The organism is Methylophaga sp. UBA3603 (assembly GCF_002375335.1).
Classification (GTDB): domain Bacteria; phylum Pseudomonadota; class Gammaproteobacteria; order Nitrosococcales; family Methylophagaceae; genus Methylophaga.
Map to the genome: position 1 here is coordinate 1 of NZ_DFMC01000002.1, position 15,883 is coordinate 15,883.

Annotated in this window: 18 protein-coding genes and 1 tRNA gene; 6 read left to right on the forward strand and 13 right to left on the reverse strand. The window is 45.4% G+C overall.

Features of this window, described 5'->3' with window-relative positions; translation table 11 throughout:
• Window positions 1-457: 457 nt before the first annotated feature.
• The 5 genes from B4F66_RS00570 to rpsU all read right to left on the reverse strand — a co-directional run bounded on the left by B4F66_RS00570 (window position 458) and on the right by rpsU (window position 4,972).
• Window positions 458-534, reverse strand: a tRNA-Ile gene (locus tag B4F66_RS00570).
• 10 nt (window positions 535-544) lie between these two features.
• The gene (gene rpoD / locus B4F66_RS00575) at window positions 545-2,383 is read right to left on the reverse strand and encodes an RNA polymerase sigma factor RpoD (protein ID WP_292358692.1); all 1,839 of its coding nucleotides are present in this window, start codon (window positions 2,381-2,383) and stop codon (window positions 545-547) included.
• A 95-nt stretch (window positions 2,384-2,478) separates the two neighbouring features.
• On the reverse strand, window positions 2,479-4,203 hold the full coding sequence (gene dnaG / locus B4F66_RS00580; RefSeq protein ID WP_292358691.1) for a DNA primase: 1,725 nt from the start codon (window positions 4,201-4,203) through the stop codon (window positions 2,479-2,481).
• A gap of 68 nt (window positions 4,204-4,271) precedes the next feature.
• Window positions 4,272-4,733 (reverse strand): GatB/YqeY domain-containing protein, encoded by a 462-nt coding sequence (locus B4F66_RS00585; RefSeq protein ID WP_292358689.1) that lies wholly within the window; start codon window positions 4,731-4,733, stop codon window positions 4,272-4,274.
• A gap of 23 nt (window positions 4,734-4,756) precedes the next feature.
• A complete protein-coding gene (rpsU, locus tag B4F66_RS00590) occupies window positions 4,757-4,972 on the reverse strand; it encodes a 30S ribosomal protein S21 (RefSeq protein WP_014705573.1) in 216 nt (71 codons plus the stop codon).
• 151 nt (window positions 4,973-5,123) lie between these two features.
• Here rpsU and tsaD point away from each other — a divergent pair, with 151 nt between their 5' ends.
• Window positions 5,124-6,140: a tRNA (adenosine(37)-N6)-threonylcarbamoyltransferase complex transferase subunit TsaD gene (gene tsaD, locus B4F66_RS00595; protein ID WP_292358687.1), complete on the forward strand. Its 1,017-nt coding sequence runs from the start codon at window positions 5,124-5,126 to the stop codon at window positions 6,138-6,140.
• On the opposite strand, the gene plsY is transcribed toward tsaD, so the two are convergent.
• Complete coding sequence (plsY, locus tag B4F66_RS00600; protein WP_292358686.1) at window positions 6,132-6,728, reverse strand: glycerol-3-phosphate 1-O-acyltransferase PlsY; 597 nt, start codon at window positions 6,726-6,728, stop codon at window positions 6,132-6,134. The genes tsaD and plsY overlap by 9 nt on opposite strands.
• A 76-nt stretch (window positions 6,729-6,804) precedes the next feature.
• On the opposite strand from plsY, the gene folB reads away from it, so the two are divergent.
• Together folB and folK are read left to right on the forward strand one after the other, a co-directional pair.
• A complete protein-coding gene (folB, locus tag B4F66_RS00605; RefSeq protein ID WP_292358684.1) occupies window positions 6,805-7,158 on the forward strand; it encodes a dihydroneopterin aldolase in 354 nt (117 codons plus the stop codon).
• Window positions 7,155-7,682, forward strand: coding sequence for a 2-amino-4-hydroxy-6-hydroxymethyldihydropteridine diphosphokinase (gene folK / locus B4F66_RS00610; protein WP_292358683.1), 528 nt, complete (start codon window positions 7,155-7,157; stop codon window positions 7,680-7,682). Before folB ends, folK begins: the two co-directional genes overlap by 4 nt.
• Here folK and B4F66_RS00615 read toward each other — a convergent pair.
• Window positions 7,614-8,333 carry an SDR family oxidoreductase gene (locus B4F66_RS00615; protein WP_292358681.1) on the reverse strand — a complete coding sequence of 240 codons (720 nt, stop codon included), beginning with the start codon at window positions 8,331-8,333 and terminating at the stop codon, window positions 7,614-7,616. The two genes, folK and B4F66_RS00615, sit on opposite strands and share 69 nt — an antisense overlap.
• Before the next feature lie 16 nt (window positions 8,334-8,349).
• On the opposite strand from B4F66_RS00615, the gene B4F66_RS00620 reads away from it, so the two are divergent.
• Window positions 8,350-9,513, forward strand: a complete 1,164-nt coding sequence (locus B4F66_RS00620; protein WP_292358679.1) for a class I SAM-dependent methyltransferase — start codon at window positions 8,350-8,352, stop codon at window positions 9,511-9,513.
• A gap of 53 nt (window positions 9,514-9,566) precedes the next feature.
• Here the strand turns inward: B4F66_RS00620 and B4F66_RS00625 are convergent, their stop codons facing one another.
• From B4F66_RS00625 to B4F66_RS00650, 6 genes are read right to left on the reverse strand one after another with little or no spacing between them, the layout of a single operon-like run.
• Window positions 9,567-10,442: a hypothetical protein gene (locus B4F66_RS00625; protein ID WP_292358678.1), complete on the reverse strand. Its 876-nt coding sequence runs from the start codon at window positions 10,440-10,442 to the stop codon at window positions 9,567-9,569.
• A gap of 24 nt (window positions 10,443-10,466) precedes the next feature.
• Window positions 10,467-11,501 (reverse strand): NAD(P)H-dependent glycerol-3-phosphate dehydrogenase, encoded by a 1,035-nt coding sequence (locus B4F66_RS00630; protein WP_292358676.1) that lies wholly within the window; start codon window positions 11,499-11,501, stop codon window positions 10,467-10,469.
• 9 nt (window positions 11,502-11,510) lie between these two features.
• On the reverse strand, window positions 11,511-11,993 hold the full coding sequence (gene secB, locus B4F66_RS00635; protein ID WP_292358674.1) for a protein-export chaperone SecB: 483 nt from the start codon (window positions 11,991-11,993) through the stop codon (window positions 11,511-11,513).
• A 22-nt stretch (window positions 11,994-12,015) separates the two neighbouring features.
• A complete protein-coding gene (gene grxC / locus B4F66_RS00640; RefSeq protein ID WP_292358672.1) occupies window positions 12,016-12,273 on the reverse strand; it encodes a glutaredoxin 3 in 258 nt (85 codons plus the stop codon).
• Between the two features lie 16 nt (window positions 12,274-12,289).
• Entirely contained in the window at window positions 12,290-12,709 is a 420-nt protein-coding gene (locus B4F66_RS00645; protein WP_292358670.1) for a rhodanese-like domain-containing protein, read from the reverse strand.
• Between the two features lie 35 nt (window positions 12,710-12,744).
• On the reverse strand, window positions 12,745-13,035 hold the full coding sequence (locus B4F66_RS00650; protein ID WP_292358701.1) for an ArsR/SmtB family transcription factor: 291 nt from the start codon (window positions 13,033-13,035) through the stop codon (window positions 12,745-12,747).
• Between the two features lie 158 nt (window positions 13,036-13,193).
• On the opposite strand from B4F66_RS00650, the gene gpmI reads away from it, so the two are divergent.
• Together gpmI and B4F66_RS00660 are read left to right on the forward strand one after the other, a co-directional pair.
• On the forward strand, window positions 13,194-14,726 hold the full coding sequence (gene gpmI / locus B4F66_RS00655; RefSeq protein WP_292358669.1) for a 2,3-bisphosphoglycerate-independent phosphoglycerate mutase: 1,533 nt from the start codon (window positions 13,194-13,196) through the stop codon (window positions 14,724-14,726).
• Window positions 14,727-14,734: 8 nt separating this feature from the next.
• Complete coding sequence (locus B4F66_RS00660; protein ID WP_292411175.1) at window positions 14,735-15,883, forward strand: murein hydrolase activator EnvC family protein; 1,149 nt, start codon at window positions 14,735-14,737, stop codon at window positions 15,881-15,883.

Here is a 15,883-nt window from a genome sequence, read left to right on the forward strand (position 1 = left end):
CCGTTTTAGTGGGGGCAACTACACATTGGTGGTTATCAACCTGCACAGAAATGGCTCAAAGATAGAGTCGGAAGAGTACTCTCTACTGAAGATATCCGTCATTATTTAAAGATAATTACCGCACTAGTTGAAACAAATGTTGTGATAAATGCAATAAAACAAGTTGAGATATAAGGGGCATGAGGCCTCAGTATTACCAAGCACTGAATCTAAAATCACTATTACTTAGTTTAAAAACGAAACAGTGGCTCTGATTGTTCTGCGGTAACTAATATTCACTTGAAAATTACCCCATTCATAACTACTTTTAGATTGACGCCACAGCAATCCACATCCGCTTTTGTCCTTTGCGCTAATTTAAGCTTTAAAGTCTCTACATAGTGTCTACATAGTGTCTACATGAGATAAAAACAAAAAAGCCTTAACGTTAAAATTAACGCTAAGGCTTTGATTTGATTGGTGGGCCCACCAGGACTCGAACCTGGGACCAAGGGATTATGAGTCCCCTGCTCTAACCAACTGAGCTATAGGCCCGATTTTGAAATCAGCTGTCTGAGTCGAGGAAGCTTCTCAGTTGATCCGAGCGTGATGGGTGGCGCAGTTTACGTAACGCCTTGGCTTCGATCTGACGAATGCGCTCACGGGTAACATCAAATTGTTTACCAACTTCTTCGAGCGTGTGGTCAGTATTCATATCAATACCAAACCGCATACGTAGTACTTTGGCTTCTCGCTCGGTCAGGCCATTCAAAACTCCCTGAGTGGCTTCTCTAAGGCCTTCGATAATAGCAGAGTCTGCTGGTGACATAACGTTGATATCTTCAACGAAATCGCCCAGATGTGAATCTTCATCATCACCGATTGGGGTTTCCATCGAAATCGGCTCTTTGGAAATCTTCAGTACTTTACGTACTTTGTCTTCCGGCATTTCTACACGTTCTGCCAATTCATCCGGAGTAGGTTCACGGCCCATTTCCTGGAGCATTTGACGGGCAACACGATTGAGTTTGTTGATGGTTTCAATCATATGTACCGGAATACGAATGGTACGTGCCTGATCGGCAATCGAACGGGTAATCGCCTGACGAATCCACCAGGTTGCATAGGTAGAGAATTTATAGCCACGTTGATATTCGAATTTATCAACCGCTTTCATCAGACCAATGTTACCTTCCTGAATCAGATCCAGGAATTGCAAACCACGGTTGGTATATTTTTTAGCGATAGAGATAACCAGACGCAAGTTGGCTTCGACCATTTCTTTCTTGGCACGACGCGCTTTGGCTTCAGCAATCGACATCTGACGGCTGATTTCTTTAATCTCGGAAATATCCAGTCCACGATCTTCTGCAATTTCCGCTAATTTGCTTTGTGCAGCCAGAATATCATCAAGATTTTTCTTGATGGTGGATGAATAATGTTTTTTAGCGCGAATGAATTTATCTGACCATTCAAGATTACTTTCATTACCCTGGAATGCATCGATAAAGTCACGGCGATTCATACCCGCCTGCTCTACAACGATGTCCATAATGATTTTTTCTTGTTTACGCACTTCGGCGATGGTTTCTGCCATCAAGCCATTCAAGTAAAGCAGTGTTTTTGGTGTCAATTTGAATTCCATAAACAGGTTACTAGCCTGTTCACGAGATTCGATCATGGCGTCACCTTCGGTGGCCAGAACGTTTTTGTATGCTTCTTTCAACGCGGTAAAGCGAGCCCGGGCTTCTTCTGGATCGATTTCACCAGAATCATCTTCATCATCGCTTACGCCACCAACATCATCGTCATCATCGTCATCGCTGTCAGAATCATCGGAATCTGAGCTGCTGGTAACATCATCATCGTCGTCATCACTTGCGACCAGTTCTTCAGGTGCCACAAAACCACGAATAAGTTCATTCAGGCGCATTTCGCCTGCTTCAACCGCATCGTAGAATTCAAGGAATGACGAAATAACCGGTGGGTAAGTTGACAGCATCAGCAGACTTTCGCGGAGACCTGCTTCGATGCGTTTAGCGATAACGATCTCGCCTTCGCGAGTCAATAATTCAACAGAGCCCATCTCGCGCATGTACATGCGCACAGGATCGGTTGTACGACCAAACTCACCGTCGGAACTTGCCAGGACAGCTGCAGCTTCTTCATCAGAGACTTCGTCATTTGATGAAACAGCTTCGGCGAGACGTTCCATCTCATCGGTATCCATCCCATCTTCATGGACCATGATACCCAGGTCGCTGAACATACTGACGATGTCTTCGACCTGATCCGCATCGACCAAATCTTCTGGAAGGTGGTCATTGATCTCGCCGTAGGTGAGATAACCGCGCTCCTTTCCAAGGGCGATAAGTTCTTTAACGCGTGATTGCTGATCTTTCATTCGGCCTCTTTATGCATGGTGACGCTGTTTTTGGCGGTAACACTATATTATAGTGAAAGCACTTTGTTATTGCATCATTTTTGATTACAAAACACTCACTTATAAGAATTAATTTCAATTCTTTCCGACTCAGTCAACTGGCTGAGTCCTTTATTTATCAAATAAGTATAGCGTTCATCTCGTGCTTGCTTGTTTAGACGACTCACAATTCCAATGAGTTCATGCTCCAGTTGTTCTGGCGACAAATTCAACGGTTGCATTGCGAGCTTTTCCATATAGGGAGCTTGTTGAGTATCTCGCCAACGCTCTAAAAGCTGTGCGGTTTTAAGATGGGGATGCTCACGCATGGTTTCAAGTAGCTGAATTAAAATCGCTAAACCGGGCATATCCAGCCGATGTAAATTATCTGTATCCGGAACAGCCTCATACAATTGTGGATGCTGTAACAGAATCATCACCGCCATGCGCACAGGTGTCATATTGGCCATTGCATTTTGTTTGGCGTTTTTTACTGGAGGTGGTGGCGCAGGCTTTTCCAAGTGTTTGTTTAAGGTAGCAATATTGGTTTTAGCATGGTCTGCCAGCTGCTGCTCCAGCATATCGCGATACAAACCTGCAGGGATATGTCTTAGATAGGGTTTGGCAATTTCAACCAGTCTGGCGCGGCCATCCATTGATTGACTATCTACTCGCGAAAGCAATGTAGCAAAGAAAAATTCGGAATAACTTTGAGCTTGAGTAATTCGTTGCTGAAAGGCATCAGCCCCCTGCTCTCTGACCATGGTGTCAGGATCCTGACCTTCTGGCAGAAACATAAATTTCAATTCAAAGTTGCCACCAAGTATCGGCATCGCATTTTCTGCGGCTCGCCAAGCAGCTTCTTTACCCGCACGATCGCCATCAAAACAAAAAACAATTTCCGGCGCGCTACGTGTTAATAGCCGTAAATGTTCGGATGTTGTCGCTGTGCCTAGTGTGGCCACCGCATTGTTAATGCCAAACTGCGCCAGCGCGATCACATCCATATACCCTTCAACAATCAGGATCTTTTCCAATCGACGATTCGCTTTACGGGCTTGATATAAACCGTAAAGCTCCTGACCTTTGTGAAAAATGGGGGTTTCTGGTGAGTTCAGATATTTTGGTGTGCCATCGGCATCGATAACACGTCCACCAAAGGCGATAACACGGCCCCGACGGTCACGAATAGGAAACATCAAACGATCACGAAAACGATCGTAAGTACGCCCCTTGTCGTTTTTAATCAGCATTCCAGCTTCGAACAGCTGATCCTGGGTTTGCTGATTATTGCCAAAAGTGCGTAATACATTGTCCCAGCCATCCGGAGCCATACCAATATCAAAAGCAGCTACGGTTTCAGGGCTAAGACCACGCTGTTGGATATAATCCTGAAAAGCCTGGCGCTGCGGGTGGTTTTGTAATTGATGTACGTAGTAGCGACTGACTTTATCCATCAAGTCGTAAAGGTTTTGTCTGGCGGGAGTAAGTGCAGCTTGTTGCGTGACTGGAACCTGCATACCGACGGTGTCCGCAAGCTCCTGAATCGATTCAGGAAAGCTGAGCTGGTCGTACTCCATGAGAAAGCCGATCGCAGTGCCGTGCGCACCACAGCCAAAACAGTGATAAAACTGCTTATCAGGGCTGACAGTAAATGACGGGGTTTTCTCGTTGTGGAATGGACAGCAGGCGTGCAGATTTTTACCGGCTTTTTTCAGCGGTACTCGCGCATCGATAATATCAACGATATCGACTCGTGAGAGCAATTCGTCAATAAACTGTGGAGGGATTTGTCCGGCCATAAATCAATTATGGCCGAAGTCTGTCTTGAATGTTAACCACGTCTGAAAAAAGACCTGGCATTGCTGGCTTAAGAACTGAGCGCGGCCTTAACCTGGCTGCTCACTGCGCCCATATCAGCGCGTCCTTGTACTTTCGGACGCAACACATTCATCACCGCACCCATGTCTTTCTGGCTACTAGCGCCTGTCTCTTGAATTGCATCAGCGATAGCTGCCTGCAATTCTGCTTCGCTCAAGGCTGTTGGCAAAAATTCTTCAATTATTGCCAGTTCAGCTTTTTCGATGACCGCTAAGTCATCACGGCCAGCTTGCTCAAACTGCGATAAGGCATCTTTGCGCTGTTTAGTCATTTTGGTCAGCACAACGATAATGTCATCATCTGACATATCCTGGCGATTATCGACTTCAACTTGCTTGATGGCAGCAGTAATTTGGCGCAATGTGCCAAGACGATCTTTGTCTTTGGCGCGCATTGCATCTTTTACGCTATCTTGAATTCGAGCTTTGAGTGGACTGGCTTCTTGAGGCATTAGAATAAGATTCTAATCAGCAATTAGTACATGCGAACGCGGCTAGCGTTTTCACGTGACAGTTTCTTTTGGTGACGCTTAACAGCCGCTGCTGCTGCACGTTTACGAACAGTTGTTGGTTTTTCATAAGCTTCGCGAGCGCGAGCTTCTGCAACCGTACCGGCTTTTTCACAAGCACGTTTGAAACGACGTAAAGCTACGTCAAATGGTTCGTTTTCTTTAACCTTAACAGATGGCATTCAATACATTCCTAAACAGACAATGACGGAAAAGCCCTTAATTGTACGAGATCTATTTAGGAAAGAAAATACTAAATGCTAATTAGTTGGCTGAGACCACCACCATCAAGGCATAATAATCGCCATTAATTAATGCAGTCAGAATAAATTTATGCGTGTTTTAGGAATTGAATCATCTTGCGACGAAACCGGTATTGCACTCTATGATACTGAAAAGGGGCTGTTGGCTCATGCCCTTTTCAGCCAGATAGAAATGCATGCCGAATATGGCGGTGTGGTGCCTGAACTGGCTTCCCGTGATCATATTCAAAAGGCATTGCCCTTGATGCAACAGGTTTTGGACGAAGCGGGTCTGCACCGAAAAGATATTGATGCGGTGGCTTATACGGCGGGGCCGGGCTTGGTCGGTGCTTTACTGGTGGGCGCCGCAATTGGTCGCAGTCTGGCCTGGGCGTTACATATCCCAGCCTTGCCAATTAATCATATGGAAGGACACCTTTTATCGCCGTTACTGGAAGCCAATCCACCGACATTTCCATTTGTATCTTTATTGATTTCCGGCGGCCATACCTTACTGGTTGATGTTAAGGGTGTTGGTGAATATGAATTAATGGGCGAATCAATTGATGATGCGGTCGGTGAAGCATTCGATAAAACGGCCAAAATGTTGGGGCTAGGTTATCCGGGTGGCCCGGCCTTAGCGGCTTTAGCGGAAAAAGGACAGGAGGGCGCCCATATCTTTCCCAGACCGATGACCAATCGTCCTGGTTTGGATTTCAGTTTCAGTGGTTTGAAAACATTTGCTTTAAATACCTGGCATAACAGCGATCAGAGTGAACAAGCCAAAGCCGATATTGCGTTGGCGTTTCAAACAGCGGCGGTGGAAACCTTAGTGATTAAATGTCGCCGGGCATTAAAACAAAGTGGGCATAAACGTTTGGTCGTGGCCGGTGGCGTCAGTGCCAATAAGTCGTTGCGCGCGGCTTTAGATGCATTACCGAAAGTGCAGGTTTATTATCCACAATTACAATTCTGTAGCGATAACGGAGCGATGATCGCGTTTGCCGGAGCGATGCGTCATCAGGCCATGGTTGTTGAAACTGAAGCAACATTTAATGTGCGTTCACGTTGGCCCTTAGATGAGCTAACGCCGCCAGCTTCAGCCTGACTTTTTCTCTTCACCGGCCAGCAAACGCTGGATATTACTGCGGTGCCGCCATAGCAAAAGCAGTGCAATTACCAGAATAACCGCACGTGCAAAAACCGTATCTATAAGCCACAAGCTATAAACCGGTGTCATTGCCGCAGCGGCAATGGCTGATAAAGACGAAATCCGACTAATGGCAAAAACCACAATCCAAGTCAGTAACGCCGCTCCAGCCAAGGCAGGTGACAGCGCCAGAAACGCGCCCAAAGCCGTTGCCACACCTTTGCCACCTTTAAACTGAAAAAATACAGGGTATAAGTGCCCAAGAAATGCAAAAAAAGCAATTAAAGCCAAGATATTAATATCAAAGTCCAACATTCTCCCGATTAATACCGGGACGACGCCCTTTAACACATCGATCAGTAAGACCATTGCCGCGAGCTTTTTGCTACCCATCCGCAACACATTAGTCGCGCCTGGATTGCCAGAGCCTTGAGTCCTTGGATCCGGTAAACCAGAGACCTTACAAAGCATGACAGCGCTCGATAATGAGCCTATGAGGTAGGCGCCGAGCAATGCAAGCAGCGCGATGGCAGTTAATTCAGGCATGTTATGATGTGACCTTTGAAAATGTAGCGGTATTATTCAGTACCATTATCACTTTTGCCAACATTGAAGCGACATCATGGACAAAATTTTTCTAAATGATCTGAAAATTGACACGATTATCGGCATTTATGATTGGGAGCGCGAAACGCTGCAAACGTTACGCTTTGATTTTGAAATAGATTGGGATATCAGTAAAGCCGCGGCATCGGATGATATTACGAACACCTTGGATTATGGTTCGGTGGCCAATGTCGTTGTCGAGTTTGTCAGTAATAGTCGATATCTGTTGATAGAAACCCTGGCTGAAGAGGTAGCGCAACTTTTACTCAAGACATTTGACATTCCTCGGCTCAAGCTTACTTTGACCAAACCCGTCCAATTGCATGGAAAAAATCAGGCACAAATTGTGATTGAGCGCACCAGCGAATGAGACAGCAGAAAGGTTATCTGCTTGGTTTAGGCAGCAACATAAATCCTCAGCAAAATACCGAGAAAATGGTCATTGCGCTGCTACAAGAGTTTAAAGCACTAAAACTAAGCCGAGTATTAAAAATCCCGCCAGTGGGTATGAACAGTCATCGGGATTTCCTCAATACCATCGTCTTCGTTGAAACCGATTTATCACAGAGAGAATTAAAGAGCTTTTGCAATCAGATTGAAATCAATTTAGGTCGGGATCGGGACGATCCGTTAAGCAAAACCAAAGATCGACCAGCCGATATCGATATCCTGAAACAGCTGAGTTTGCCAGAAGAGGCTGATATCGCTGTCAGCAGCATTACTGATGAGTATTTTCTTTACCCCATTATTCGTGAGCTGCTCAGTTATCTTACTGACACTGCAGAAGTCACGCCTCCTGCAGGGGTTTTGATACAAACGTCTGAATTACGCTTTGGAGAGACGGCGACCACCATCTACTGGGATAGTCGCGCCGGTAATAAAGGGGTTCTCTAACAAGCTTTTTATTGCGAGATACACAGGTTCCGCACCACCTTCACGAGCCAGTGGGGTTTCAGACAGCATTTTCTGCCTGGCTTCTTGTGTATGAGACTCAGTAAACAGAACCGGGCCCGGTGCCACTGAATTCACCTTGATCTGCGGAGCAAGTTTTTTGGCCGATACCAGCGTCAAATTATGCAATCCTGCTTTGGTTGTGCCATAAATATCAAAACGTGGGGTAGGATTTTCAACATTGATATCGGTGATATGAATAATGTCGGCCGGATCGTTTCCCGGTCCTATTAACAGCGTTGATAACGCCTGATTGATAAGAAACGGCGCTAACATATGTATGGTGAAAAAATGTTGATATTGCTCAGCAGCCTCAAACAAATCTTCTGCTGTCGGTGTAAATGCTGAGGCATTATGCACAATGCCTCGATAAGCCAGACTGAATTGCTGCAGTTTGTCGATAAACGCCATAATGCTGGCAGTATCCTGCAAATCCGCCTGAATAGTCTGTATGCCTAATTGTTTTAGTTTTTGGACATCATCTGTTTCAGTACGGTAATGTGCCAATACATCATAACCATCCTGCTTTAGCCTGGAAGCAATATGAAATCCGACCCGCTTTCCGGCACCTGTTACTAAAATGGGATTATTCACTGAAATTACCGACTAAATGAAAGATACCGCCAAGTTACCTGCACCTGACCCCATTGCGCAACAGCATAGCGATCAACTGTTGCAACTGATTTTTCAGACCATAGAAGACCGTAATGGTTGGCTGAGCTTTGCAGAATTTATGCAGATGGCTTTATACCAACCTGGACTAGGTTATTACAGTAATGGCTTAAGTAAGATTGGCGAAGCAGGGGATTTTATTACTGCCCCGGAAATAAGCCCGTTATTTTCACAGGCGCTGGGCAATCATATTGCGGATATACTGAGACAACTACCCGCGGCAGATTGCCTGGAATTTGGCGCGGGCAATGGGCAAATGGCGGTCGATATTCTGCAGTATCTGCAGGAAATTGATTGCCTGCCGGCACATTACTACATAATCGAAGCAAGTGCCCACTTACGTCAACAGCAATATGAAATAATACATAAACTTTTTGGAAGTGACCAGAACCGCGTGATCTGGCTGGATCAACTGCCTACTGAATTCACCGGAGTGATCATTGCAAACGAAGTGTGCGATGCCATGCCAGTGCATCGGGTGCAGTTTGAAGAAAACCAGATTCTGGAGGTTGGAGTAGGGCGCGAAGAAGGGCAACTGGCATGGCTTTCACAAACCGTGACTGATCCTTTTTTACAGACACGTTGCGAACAAATTCACCCCTTACTGCCGCAGTTTCCTTATCAGACAGAAGTTGCCATGCAAGCACCTGCCTGGCTTGGCACCATCGCCGAAAAACTGACCCAGGGTGCTATATATTTAATTGATTATGGCTATGAAGCCAGTGACTATTTTCATCCCATGCGGCATCAGGGCATGCTGCGTTGCCACTATCAACATCAGGCACATAATGATCCATTGGTCTTGGTCGGCCTGCAGGATATCACCGCTCATGTGGACTTCACTGCGTTAGCTGAAACAGCCCATGTAATAGGATTGCAAGTTGAGGGTTATCAAAGGCAGAGTGATTTTCTGCTGGCAGGTGACATTCTCAATCTCAGCCAACAAAATGCGCCAGATTCCTTTCAGCAGATGCAACAGGCCGCAGCTTTGAAACGTTTATTATTGCCAGAACAGATGGGAGAACTGTTTAAGGTGCTCAGCCTGTCAAAAAATGTCGAAATGCCTCGCTCGAAATCTGCTGATTTGCGCTATCGTCTTTAAAGATTGCAATAAAAAAGGCGCCGAAGCGCCTTTATTGATGTGTTAAGAAATCATTATTCCTGATTACTTTCTTCTAATTGTTGTTTGAGCTGTTCAAGCTGCTCAGACATTTCAAACAGGACTTCCTTAATATTGGCCACATCATCGGTCAAATTATCTGTTTGACGTTTGGTTCTGGCTATTTCTTCACGCATTTCAGGCGTTAATGCGCCGGTATCCTGTCCTTTACGCTCAGCTGCAGAAGCTAATACGGTTGGGATATCAATCACTACCCAGTCAGACCGTTCAGAGCCATCCTCTTGGTGATATGAAATGCCATTATCTAAAGCAATTTTGGTTGCTGGTTCAGAATCGGATTTACGGGTACCCGGTAATAATGGATTTACCCGACGATCAATCTCTTGACCGGTATATTGCTCTTTATCACGGTATTCCTCATGAACAAGGCCGAAGATAATGTTCAAGCGGCCATTGTTATCAACAAACACGCGACCACTGTTGGTTTTGCGTTCCGCTGCAATCGCTCCGGCATGAACCCCTAGCGTGACAAAGGTAATATCTTCATCGGGTTGAGCACGGTTTAAACCCTGTGCCAACGTTGAACTTAAAATTTGCAGTTCACCCGGTGAAAACAACGGGACTTGCTGAGTTCTCAGTAAGACGCGCTGATTGACGTAAAGTGATGAAAGCACTTCACGCATTTCATCCTGATTGATTGGTAAAGGGTGCTGATTGGTTCCAGGCTGATCCCGCTCTACCATACGAACGTATTGCAGATTTGACTCCCACAGTATCGGACCACTTTGTGACATAACGACTTCATCATCATCTGATGATTTTTTACTGAATGGGTTGCCACAGGCAGACAAGCCGACAGTCATTGCCACACTGAGTGCAATGATGCTGCTGTATTTCACAATGCCTTGCATATAATTTTCCTCAATTAATTCGTATCACGATTTTCCGATTACCGGAGATTCTGCTTTTTGTTCACGACATAATAATGCCTGAACCGATTTGCGCGGATCGTACCCTTCAAACAGGATTTTGCATACCTGCTCAACAATTGGCATCTCAACACCCGCCTGTTGAGCGCGCAATAAAACTTCTCTTGCAGCGTGCATACCTTCTACCGTCTTACCGACTTTTGAAACCGCTTCATCAACTTTAAGACCTGAACCAATCGCTAAGCCCAGCTGGCGATTTCGGCTCTGATTGTCGGTACAGGTGAGAATCAAATCCCCCATACCAGACAGACCAAACATGGTTTCCGGTTCAGCCCCCAATATACTGGCTAAACGCATAATTTCTGCCATACCGCGGGTCAGCAAAGCGGCACGGGCGTTGGCACCATATCCTAATCCGTCACAGATACCTGCGGCAATTGCCAACACGTTTTTCACCGTGCCACCAACTTGCACTCCTAAAACATCCTCCGTGGTGTAAGCCCGCAAAGCTGGTCCATGAAGCGCATTTGCCAAGGCTTTGGCAAACTCTGTATCGCGGGAAGCAACTGTTAAAGCGGTAGGTAACCCGGCCGCAACCTCCGCGGCGAACGATGGACCAGAAACGACAGCTAAAGCATGTTTAGGCCCCAGAATTTCAATAGCCGTATCGTGCAGAAATTGACCATTGTGGGGCGTTAAACCTTTGGTCGCCCAACTGATCGGGATATCTTCAGACAGAAAAGGTTTAATGCAATGCAATATTTCGCTAAACGCCACACTTGGCACTGAAATCATTACATGTCTGCAATTTTTCAGAGATTTTTCCAAATCCATTTCAATTTTCAATGTATCCGGAAAAATAATTTCCGGTAAATAGCGGCTGTTCATCCGTTCAGCCGCTATCCGGGAAAGCTGTTCTTTGTCACGACCCCACAGCCAGACTTCATGCCCATTGCGAGCCATGGCAATCGCCAGCGCCGTACCCCAGGCTCCGGCACCAATGACAACTGTTGGCATTAAAGAAGAAGCGGTCATGGCCATCTAGACAAGCTAGTGAGTAGCCTGTGCTGCTTCCATCTGCTGACGCGCCTGATCAATTTGATGTTTGTATACTGCATCAAAGTTCACGGGTGCCAGCACGAGTTGTGGGAAACCACCTTTAATAACCACATCAGAAATCACTTCACGTGCAAATGGGAAAACAGTATTCGGGCAGTAACTGCCAATCAGGGGACCCATTTCTTCCTTGCTATACCCGGTCAAAGTGAAAATTCCAGCCTGTTTGACTTCCGCCAGAAATGCGACTTGATCATTAACTTTCGCGGTGACTGTGACGACCAGAACAATTTCATGGGTATCTTCATCAATACGGTTATATTCATTACCCAATTGCAGATCCAGTTTGGGTTTCCATTCTTCACGGAAAATGGCTGGAGAATTAGGTGTTTCAAATGAAATATCTTTGGTGTAGATCTTCTGAATGATGAACTTTGGTTGTTGTTCTTCTGTTGCTGCTGTGTTTTCTTCAGCCATGATTTTCCCTCTCTAATAGAATTTAATTATTTGTCAGTAAAACATCGAGCTGACCCGAACGATCGATATCAACCAAATCGGTATATCCACCCAGTGATTTACCATTAATGAATATTTGCGGCACGGTACGTTGCTGACTTTTTTGCATCATTTCCTGGCGTTTTTCAGGATGCTGATCCACACGGATTTCGTCATAACTGACACCTTTTTGATCCAGTAACTGCTTTGCCATGGTGCAATACGGGCAATGCGCAGATGAATAAATGATGACTTTGCTCATAACAACGCTCCAAGTCTTAAGTGAATAATGGCAGTTTGGCATCTCGCCATGCGTGCAGACCACCTGACATTACATAAATATTGGTATAGCCATGTTTTTTGAACTGTTTGGCAGCAGCTTTTGAACGCTGACCACTGTCACACACCAGAACCAGAGGCTGATCCTTATTTTTTAGCGACTTGAGATTCGCCTCGATATCAGCCACCGGTACATTAACGGAATCGACTATATGTGAAGTTTCAAATGCAGCTTTATCGCGAATATCAACAAAACAGCCTTTTTGCTGATTCACCAGATTAACAGCTGTTGGCACATCAACGGCATTAAACCCACCCAGTTTGCGAGTGAGTGAGTCAGAAAAAACCAAAAACAACAACACCACAAACAAACTGGACAGTATCCAATGATTAACAATAAATTCGCCCAGATTTTCCATTAAACAACCCTAAATTTATGAATAAATAATGATTTCTATTTTACGCAAAACAATTCGCACATCATGCTGATTAGCCGTAAAAGGCGCTCATCGTTGACCCGGTAAAATATACGGTTTGCATCTCGTCTTGCCGCCAGAATGTTTTTATCTTTGAGTTTGGCAAGATGCTGCGACACATTGCTTTGTGTTGTGCCAACCTGATCAACAATATCCTGTACTGATAATTCCTGATCGCCCAACGTACAAAGAATTTTCAAACGCAATGGATTCGACATTGCTTTCAGCGCAAATGCAGCGCGTTCAATATCGTCATTAATGGCATGCATTTGCGGGTTTCCGGATTGTGAAATGATGTTAGTCAACGAGATTGCAACTGTAATTGATTACAAAAGCCCATATAATACACAGCATTGTTGTTGATTTGCAGTGTTCACTGTTTTTCACAACCCCAGGTCGTCGTAACCCGTGATTAAAGGATAGTTTCATGAGCCACATGCACCGCCCACTTGCGCTAATCATTATGGATGGTTGGGGTTATAGTGAAGAGGTCCAGCATAATGCCATTTTGGCTGCCAATACCCCCGTTTGGGATCACCTCTGGAATGATTACGCACATACATTGATTAACGCCTCCGGCGCTGGTGTTGGCTTGCCGGGCGATCAGATGGGAAATTCTGAAGTTGGTCATCTCAACATTGGTGCTGGCCGGGTGGTTTATCAGGAATTCACCCGGATTAGTGTCGCCATTCGAAACGGATCTTTTTTTACCAATCAAACACTGACTGATGCGGTGGATGACGTGGTGAAAAATGATAAAGCCCTGCACATTCTGGGCTTGCTATCCGATGGCGGCGTGCACAGTCATGACAGTCATATTCAGGCCATGGTAAAACTTGCTGCAGACCGCGGGGCGACTAAAATTTATTTGCACGCTTTTCTGGATGGTCGCGATACGTCACCCAAATCTGCTCAAAAGTTCATTGCGGACATGCAAGCCTGTTTTAACGAAACCGGTAAGGGCCGTTTCGCCAGTATTATCGGGCGCTTTTATGCGATGGATCGTGACCAGCGCTGGGATAGAGTTCAACAGGCTTATGAACTGATTGCTAATGGTAAAGCCGTTTATCAGGCAGATAATGCACTTGAAGCTCTTCAGGACGCCTATGCCCGAGAAGAAACGGACGAGTTTGTTAAAGCCACCAGAATTGGTGATGCCGTGCCGATTGAGGATGGTGACAGTATCGTATTCATGAATTTCCGTGCTGATCGCGCTCGTGAATTAACCCAGTGTTTCATTGATACTGAATTTACTGGATTTCCCATATTGGCAGCACCAAAACTGTCAAAATTTGTCACGCTGACGGAATATAAGAAGGATTTTGATGTACCGGTGGCTTTTCCGGCTGAAAAGCTCAAAAACCTGCTGGGCGAATGTATTTCTGCTGTTGGTTTACGCCAGTTGCGTATTGCTGAAACCGAAAAATATGCGCATGTGACGTTCTTTTTTAATGGCGGAAGCGATGTTCCTTACGAAGGTGAAGATCGGATTCTGGTGCCCTCGCCAAAAGTCGAAACCTACGATTTACAACCGGAGATGAATGCTCCGGAAGTGGCCGAAAAACTGGTCAAAGCCATTCACAGCAATCAATATGATGTCATCATCTGTAACTTCGCCAATGCAGATATGGTAGGCCATACCGGTAATTTTGATGCGACAGTTAAAGCCATTGAAACACTGGATAACTGTCTCGGTAAAATCTGGTCCGCATTAAAAGAAAGCGGTGGCGAAATGCTGGTAACAGCAGATCATGGCAATGCTGAAAAGATGGTGGACAATGAGAAAGGCCAGGCGCATACAGCCCACACCAGCAACCTCGTGCCGTTAATCTATGCGGGACGTTCGGCAGTCTGTGCCGAACAGGGTGGTTTATCTGATATCGCACCGACCATGCTGAGCCTGCTTGATCTCCCGATTCCAGCGGAAATGAATAATCACCTTCTGGTGAAACTCACCTGAACGTGCAGATGATGATTCGTGGTTTAATCTTGTTTTTCTGGCTTTTTGTGCCATTAAATCTTGCTGCTGAACCTTCGTCAGCAAAAAAGCTCGAAGCGGTACGGAGTGAAATATCTGAGCTTGATAAAACGATTAACCTTAACAAGAAAACCAAAGCGGAATTACAACAGCAATTAAAACAGCAGAGTCTCAAGGTTTCCGAAATAAGTCGCGAGTTAAATCAGATTAAACAATCTATTGCGGTTAAAGATGATGAATTACTTAATCTTCAACAGCAGTTGGGACTGACGCAAAAGCAGCAGGCAAAGCAACTGGAGGCATTAAATCAACAAATTCGCTCTGCATTTATGAATGCTCAACCCAGTTATCTAAAAATATTATTGTCTGAACAGTCTCCTGAGCGTGTCAGTCGAAGCAACACGTATTACCGTTATTTTCACTCGGCCCGCCAGCAGCAGCTCGAAACCTTGCACACGACTTTGCAAAACTTAACGGAGCAGGAAAAAGCTGTTTATGCTGTTAAAAGAAATCTGGATGAACTGGAACAACAACAGCTCTCGCAGCAAGAAGTTTTTAAACAGCAAACGGTTGAACGTGAGAGAACACTTGCCGCGCTGAATAAAAAAATCTCAGGGCAGGATGCACAACTGGCTGCATTAAAAGAAGAAGAGAAAAACCTGCAGTCATTATTAGACTCACTCGCCAAAAAAGCAGCAAAAAGACCTCCGCCATCAAAAACGGTGAAACCAAGTGAACGATTTTCGAGTCTGAGTGGGAAGTTACAATGGCCGTTGTCTGGAAAAATACTGGCAAGCTATGGTAGCCAGCGTAATCTTGATAAACTCAGCTGGAAGGGCATACTGATAGCCTCTGAAAAAGGCACGTCTGTTAAAGCCAGCGCAGAGGGCAGGGTGGTTTTTGCCGATTGGATGAAAGGCTTTGGCTTGTTAATCATCATTGATCATGGCGAACAGTTCATGACGCTGTATGGCAATAATGACAGTCTGCTGAAAAGCACGGGGGATACCGTGAATGCTGGTGAGGTTATCGCTCAAAGTGGTGATCAGGGTGTCAGACAAACCGCTGGATTATATTTTGAAGTACGTCATAAAGGCAGTCCGACCAATCCTATGCAATGGCTGCGCAAGCAAGGTTAA

Bases quoted from the DNA above. Each gene is read 5' to 3' on its own strand.
- rpsU (WP_014705573.1), bottom strand. From the start codon at position 4,972: ATGCCATCTGTTAAGGTTAAAGAAAACGAACCATTTGACGTAGCTTTA.
- B4F66_RS00645 (WP_292358670.1), bottom strand. From the start codon at position 12,709: ATGGAAAATCTGGGCGAATTTATTGTTAATCATTGGATACTGTCCAGT.
- B4F66_RS00630 (WP_292358676.1), bottom strand. From the start codon at position 11,501: ATGGCCATGACCGCTTCTTCTTTAATGCCAACAGTTGTCATTGGTGCC.
- tsaD (WP_292358687.1), top strand. From the start codon at position 5,124: ATGCGTGTTTTAGGAATTGAATCATCTTGCGACGAAACCGGTATTGCA.
- B4F66_RS00650 (WP_292358701.1), bottom strand. From the start codon at position 13,035: ATGCATGCCATTAATGACGATATTGAACGCGCTGCATTTGCGCTGAAA.
- B4F66_RS00625 (WP_292358678.1), bottom strand. From the start codon at position 10,442: ATGCAAGGCATTGTGAAATACAGCAGCATCATTGCACTCAGTGTGGCA.
- B4F66_RS00585 (WP_292358689.1), bottom strand. From the start codon at position 4,733: ATGCCTCAAGAAGCCAGTCCACTCAAAGCTCGAATTCAAGATAGCGTA.
- secB (WP_292358674.1), bottom strand. From the start codon at position 11,993: ATGGCTGAAGAAAACACAGCAGCAACAGAAGAACAACAACCAAAGTTC.
- grxC (WP_292358672.1), bottom strand. From the start codon at position 12,273: ATGAGCAAAGTCATCATTTATTCATCTGCGCATTGCCCGTATTGCACC.
- dnaG (WP_292358691.1), bottom strand. From the start codon at position 4,203: ATGGCCGGACAAATCCCTCCACAGTTTATTGACGAATTGCTCTCACGA.
- gpmI (WP_292358669.1), top strand. From the start codon at position 13,194: ATGAGCCACATGCACCGCCCACTTGCGCTAATCATTATGGATGGTTGG.
- folK (WP_292358683.1), top strand. From the start codon at position 7,155: ATGAGACAGCAGAAAGGTTATCTGCTTGGTTTAGGCAGCAACATAAAT.
- plsY (WP_292358686.1), bottom strand. From the start codon at position 6,728: ATGCCTGAATTAACTGCCATCGCGCTGCTTGCATTGCTCGGCGCCTAC.
- B4F66_RS00620 (WP_292358679.1), top strand. From the start codon at position 8,350: ATGAAAGATACCGCCAAGTTACCTGCACCTGACCCCATTGCGCAACAG.
- B4F66_RS00660 (WP_292411175.1), top strand. From the start codon at position 14,735: ATGATGATTCGTGGTTTAATCTTGTTTTTCTGGCTTTTTGTGCCATTA.
- rpoD (WP_292358692.1), bottom strand. From the start codon at position 2,383: ATGAAAGATCAGCAATCACGCGTTAAAGAACTTATCGCCCTTGGAAAG.
- folB (WP_292358684.1), top strand. From the start codon at position 6,805: ATGGACAAAATTTTTCTAAATGATCTGAAAATTGACACGATTATCGGC.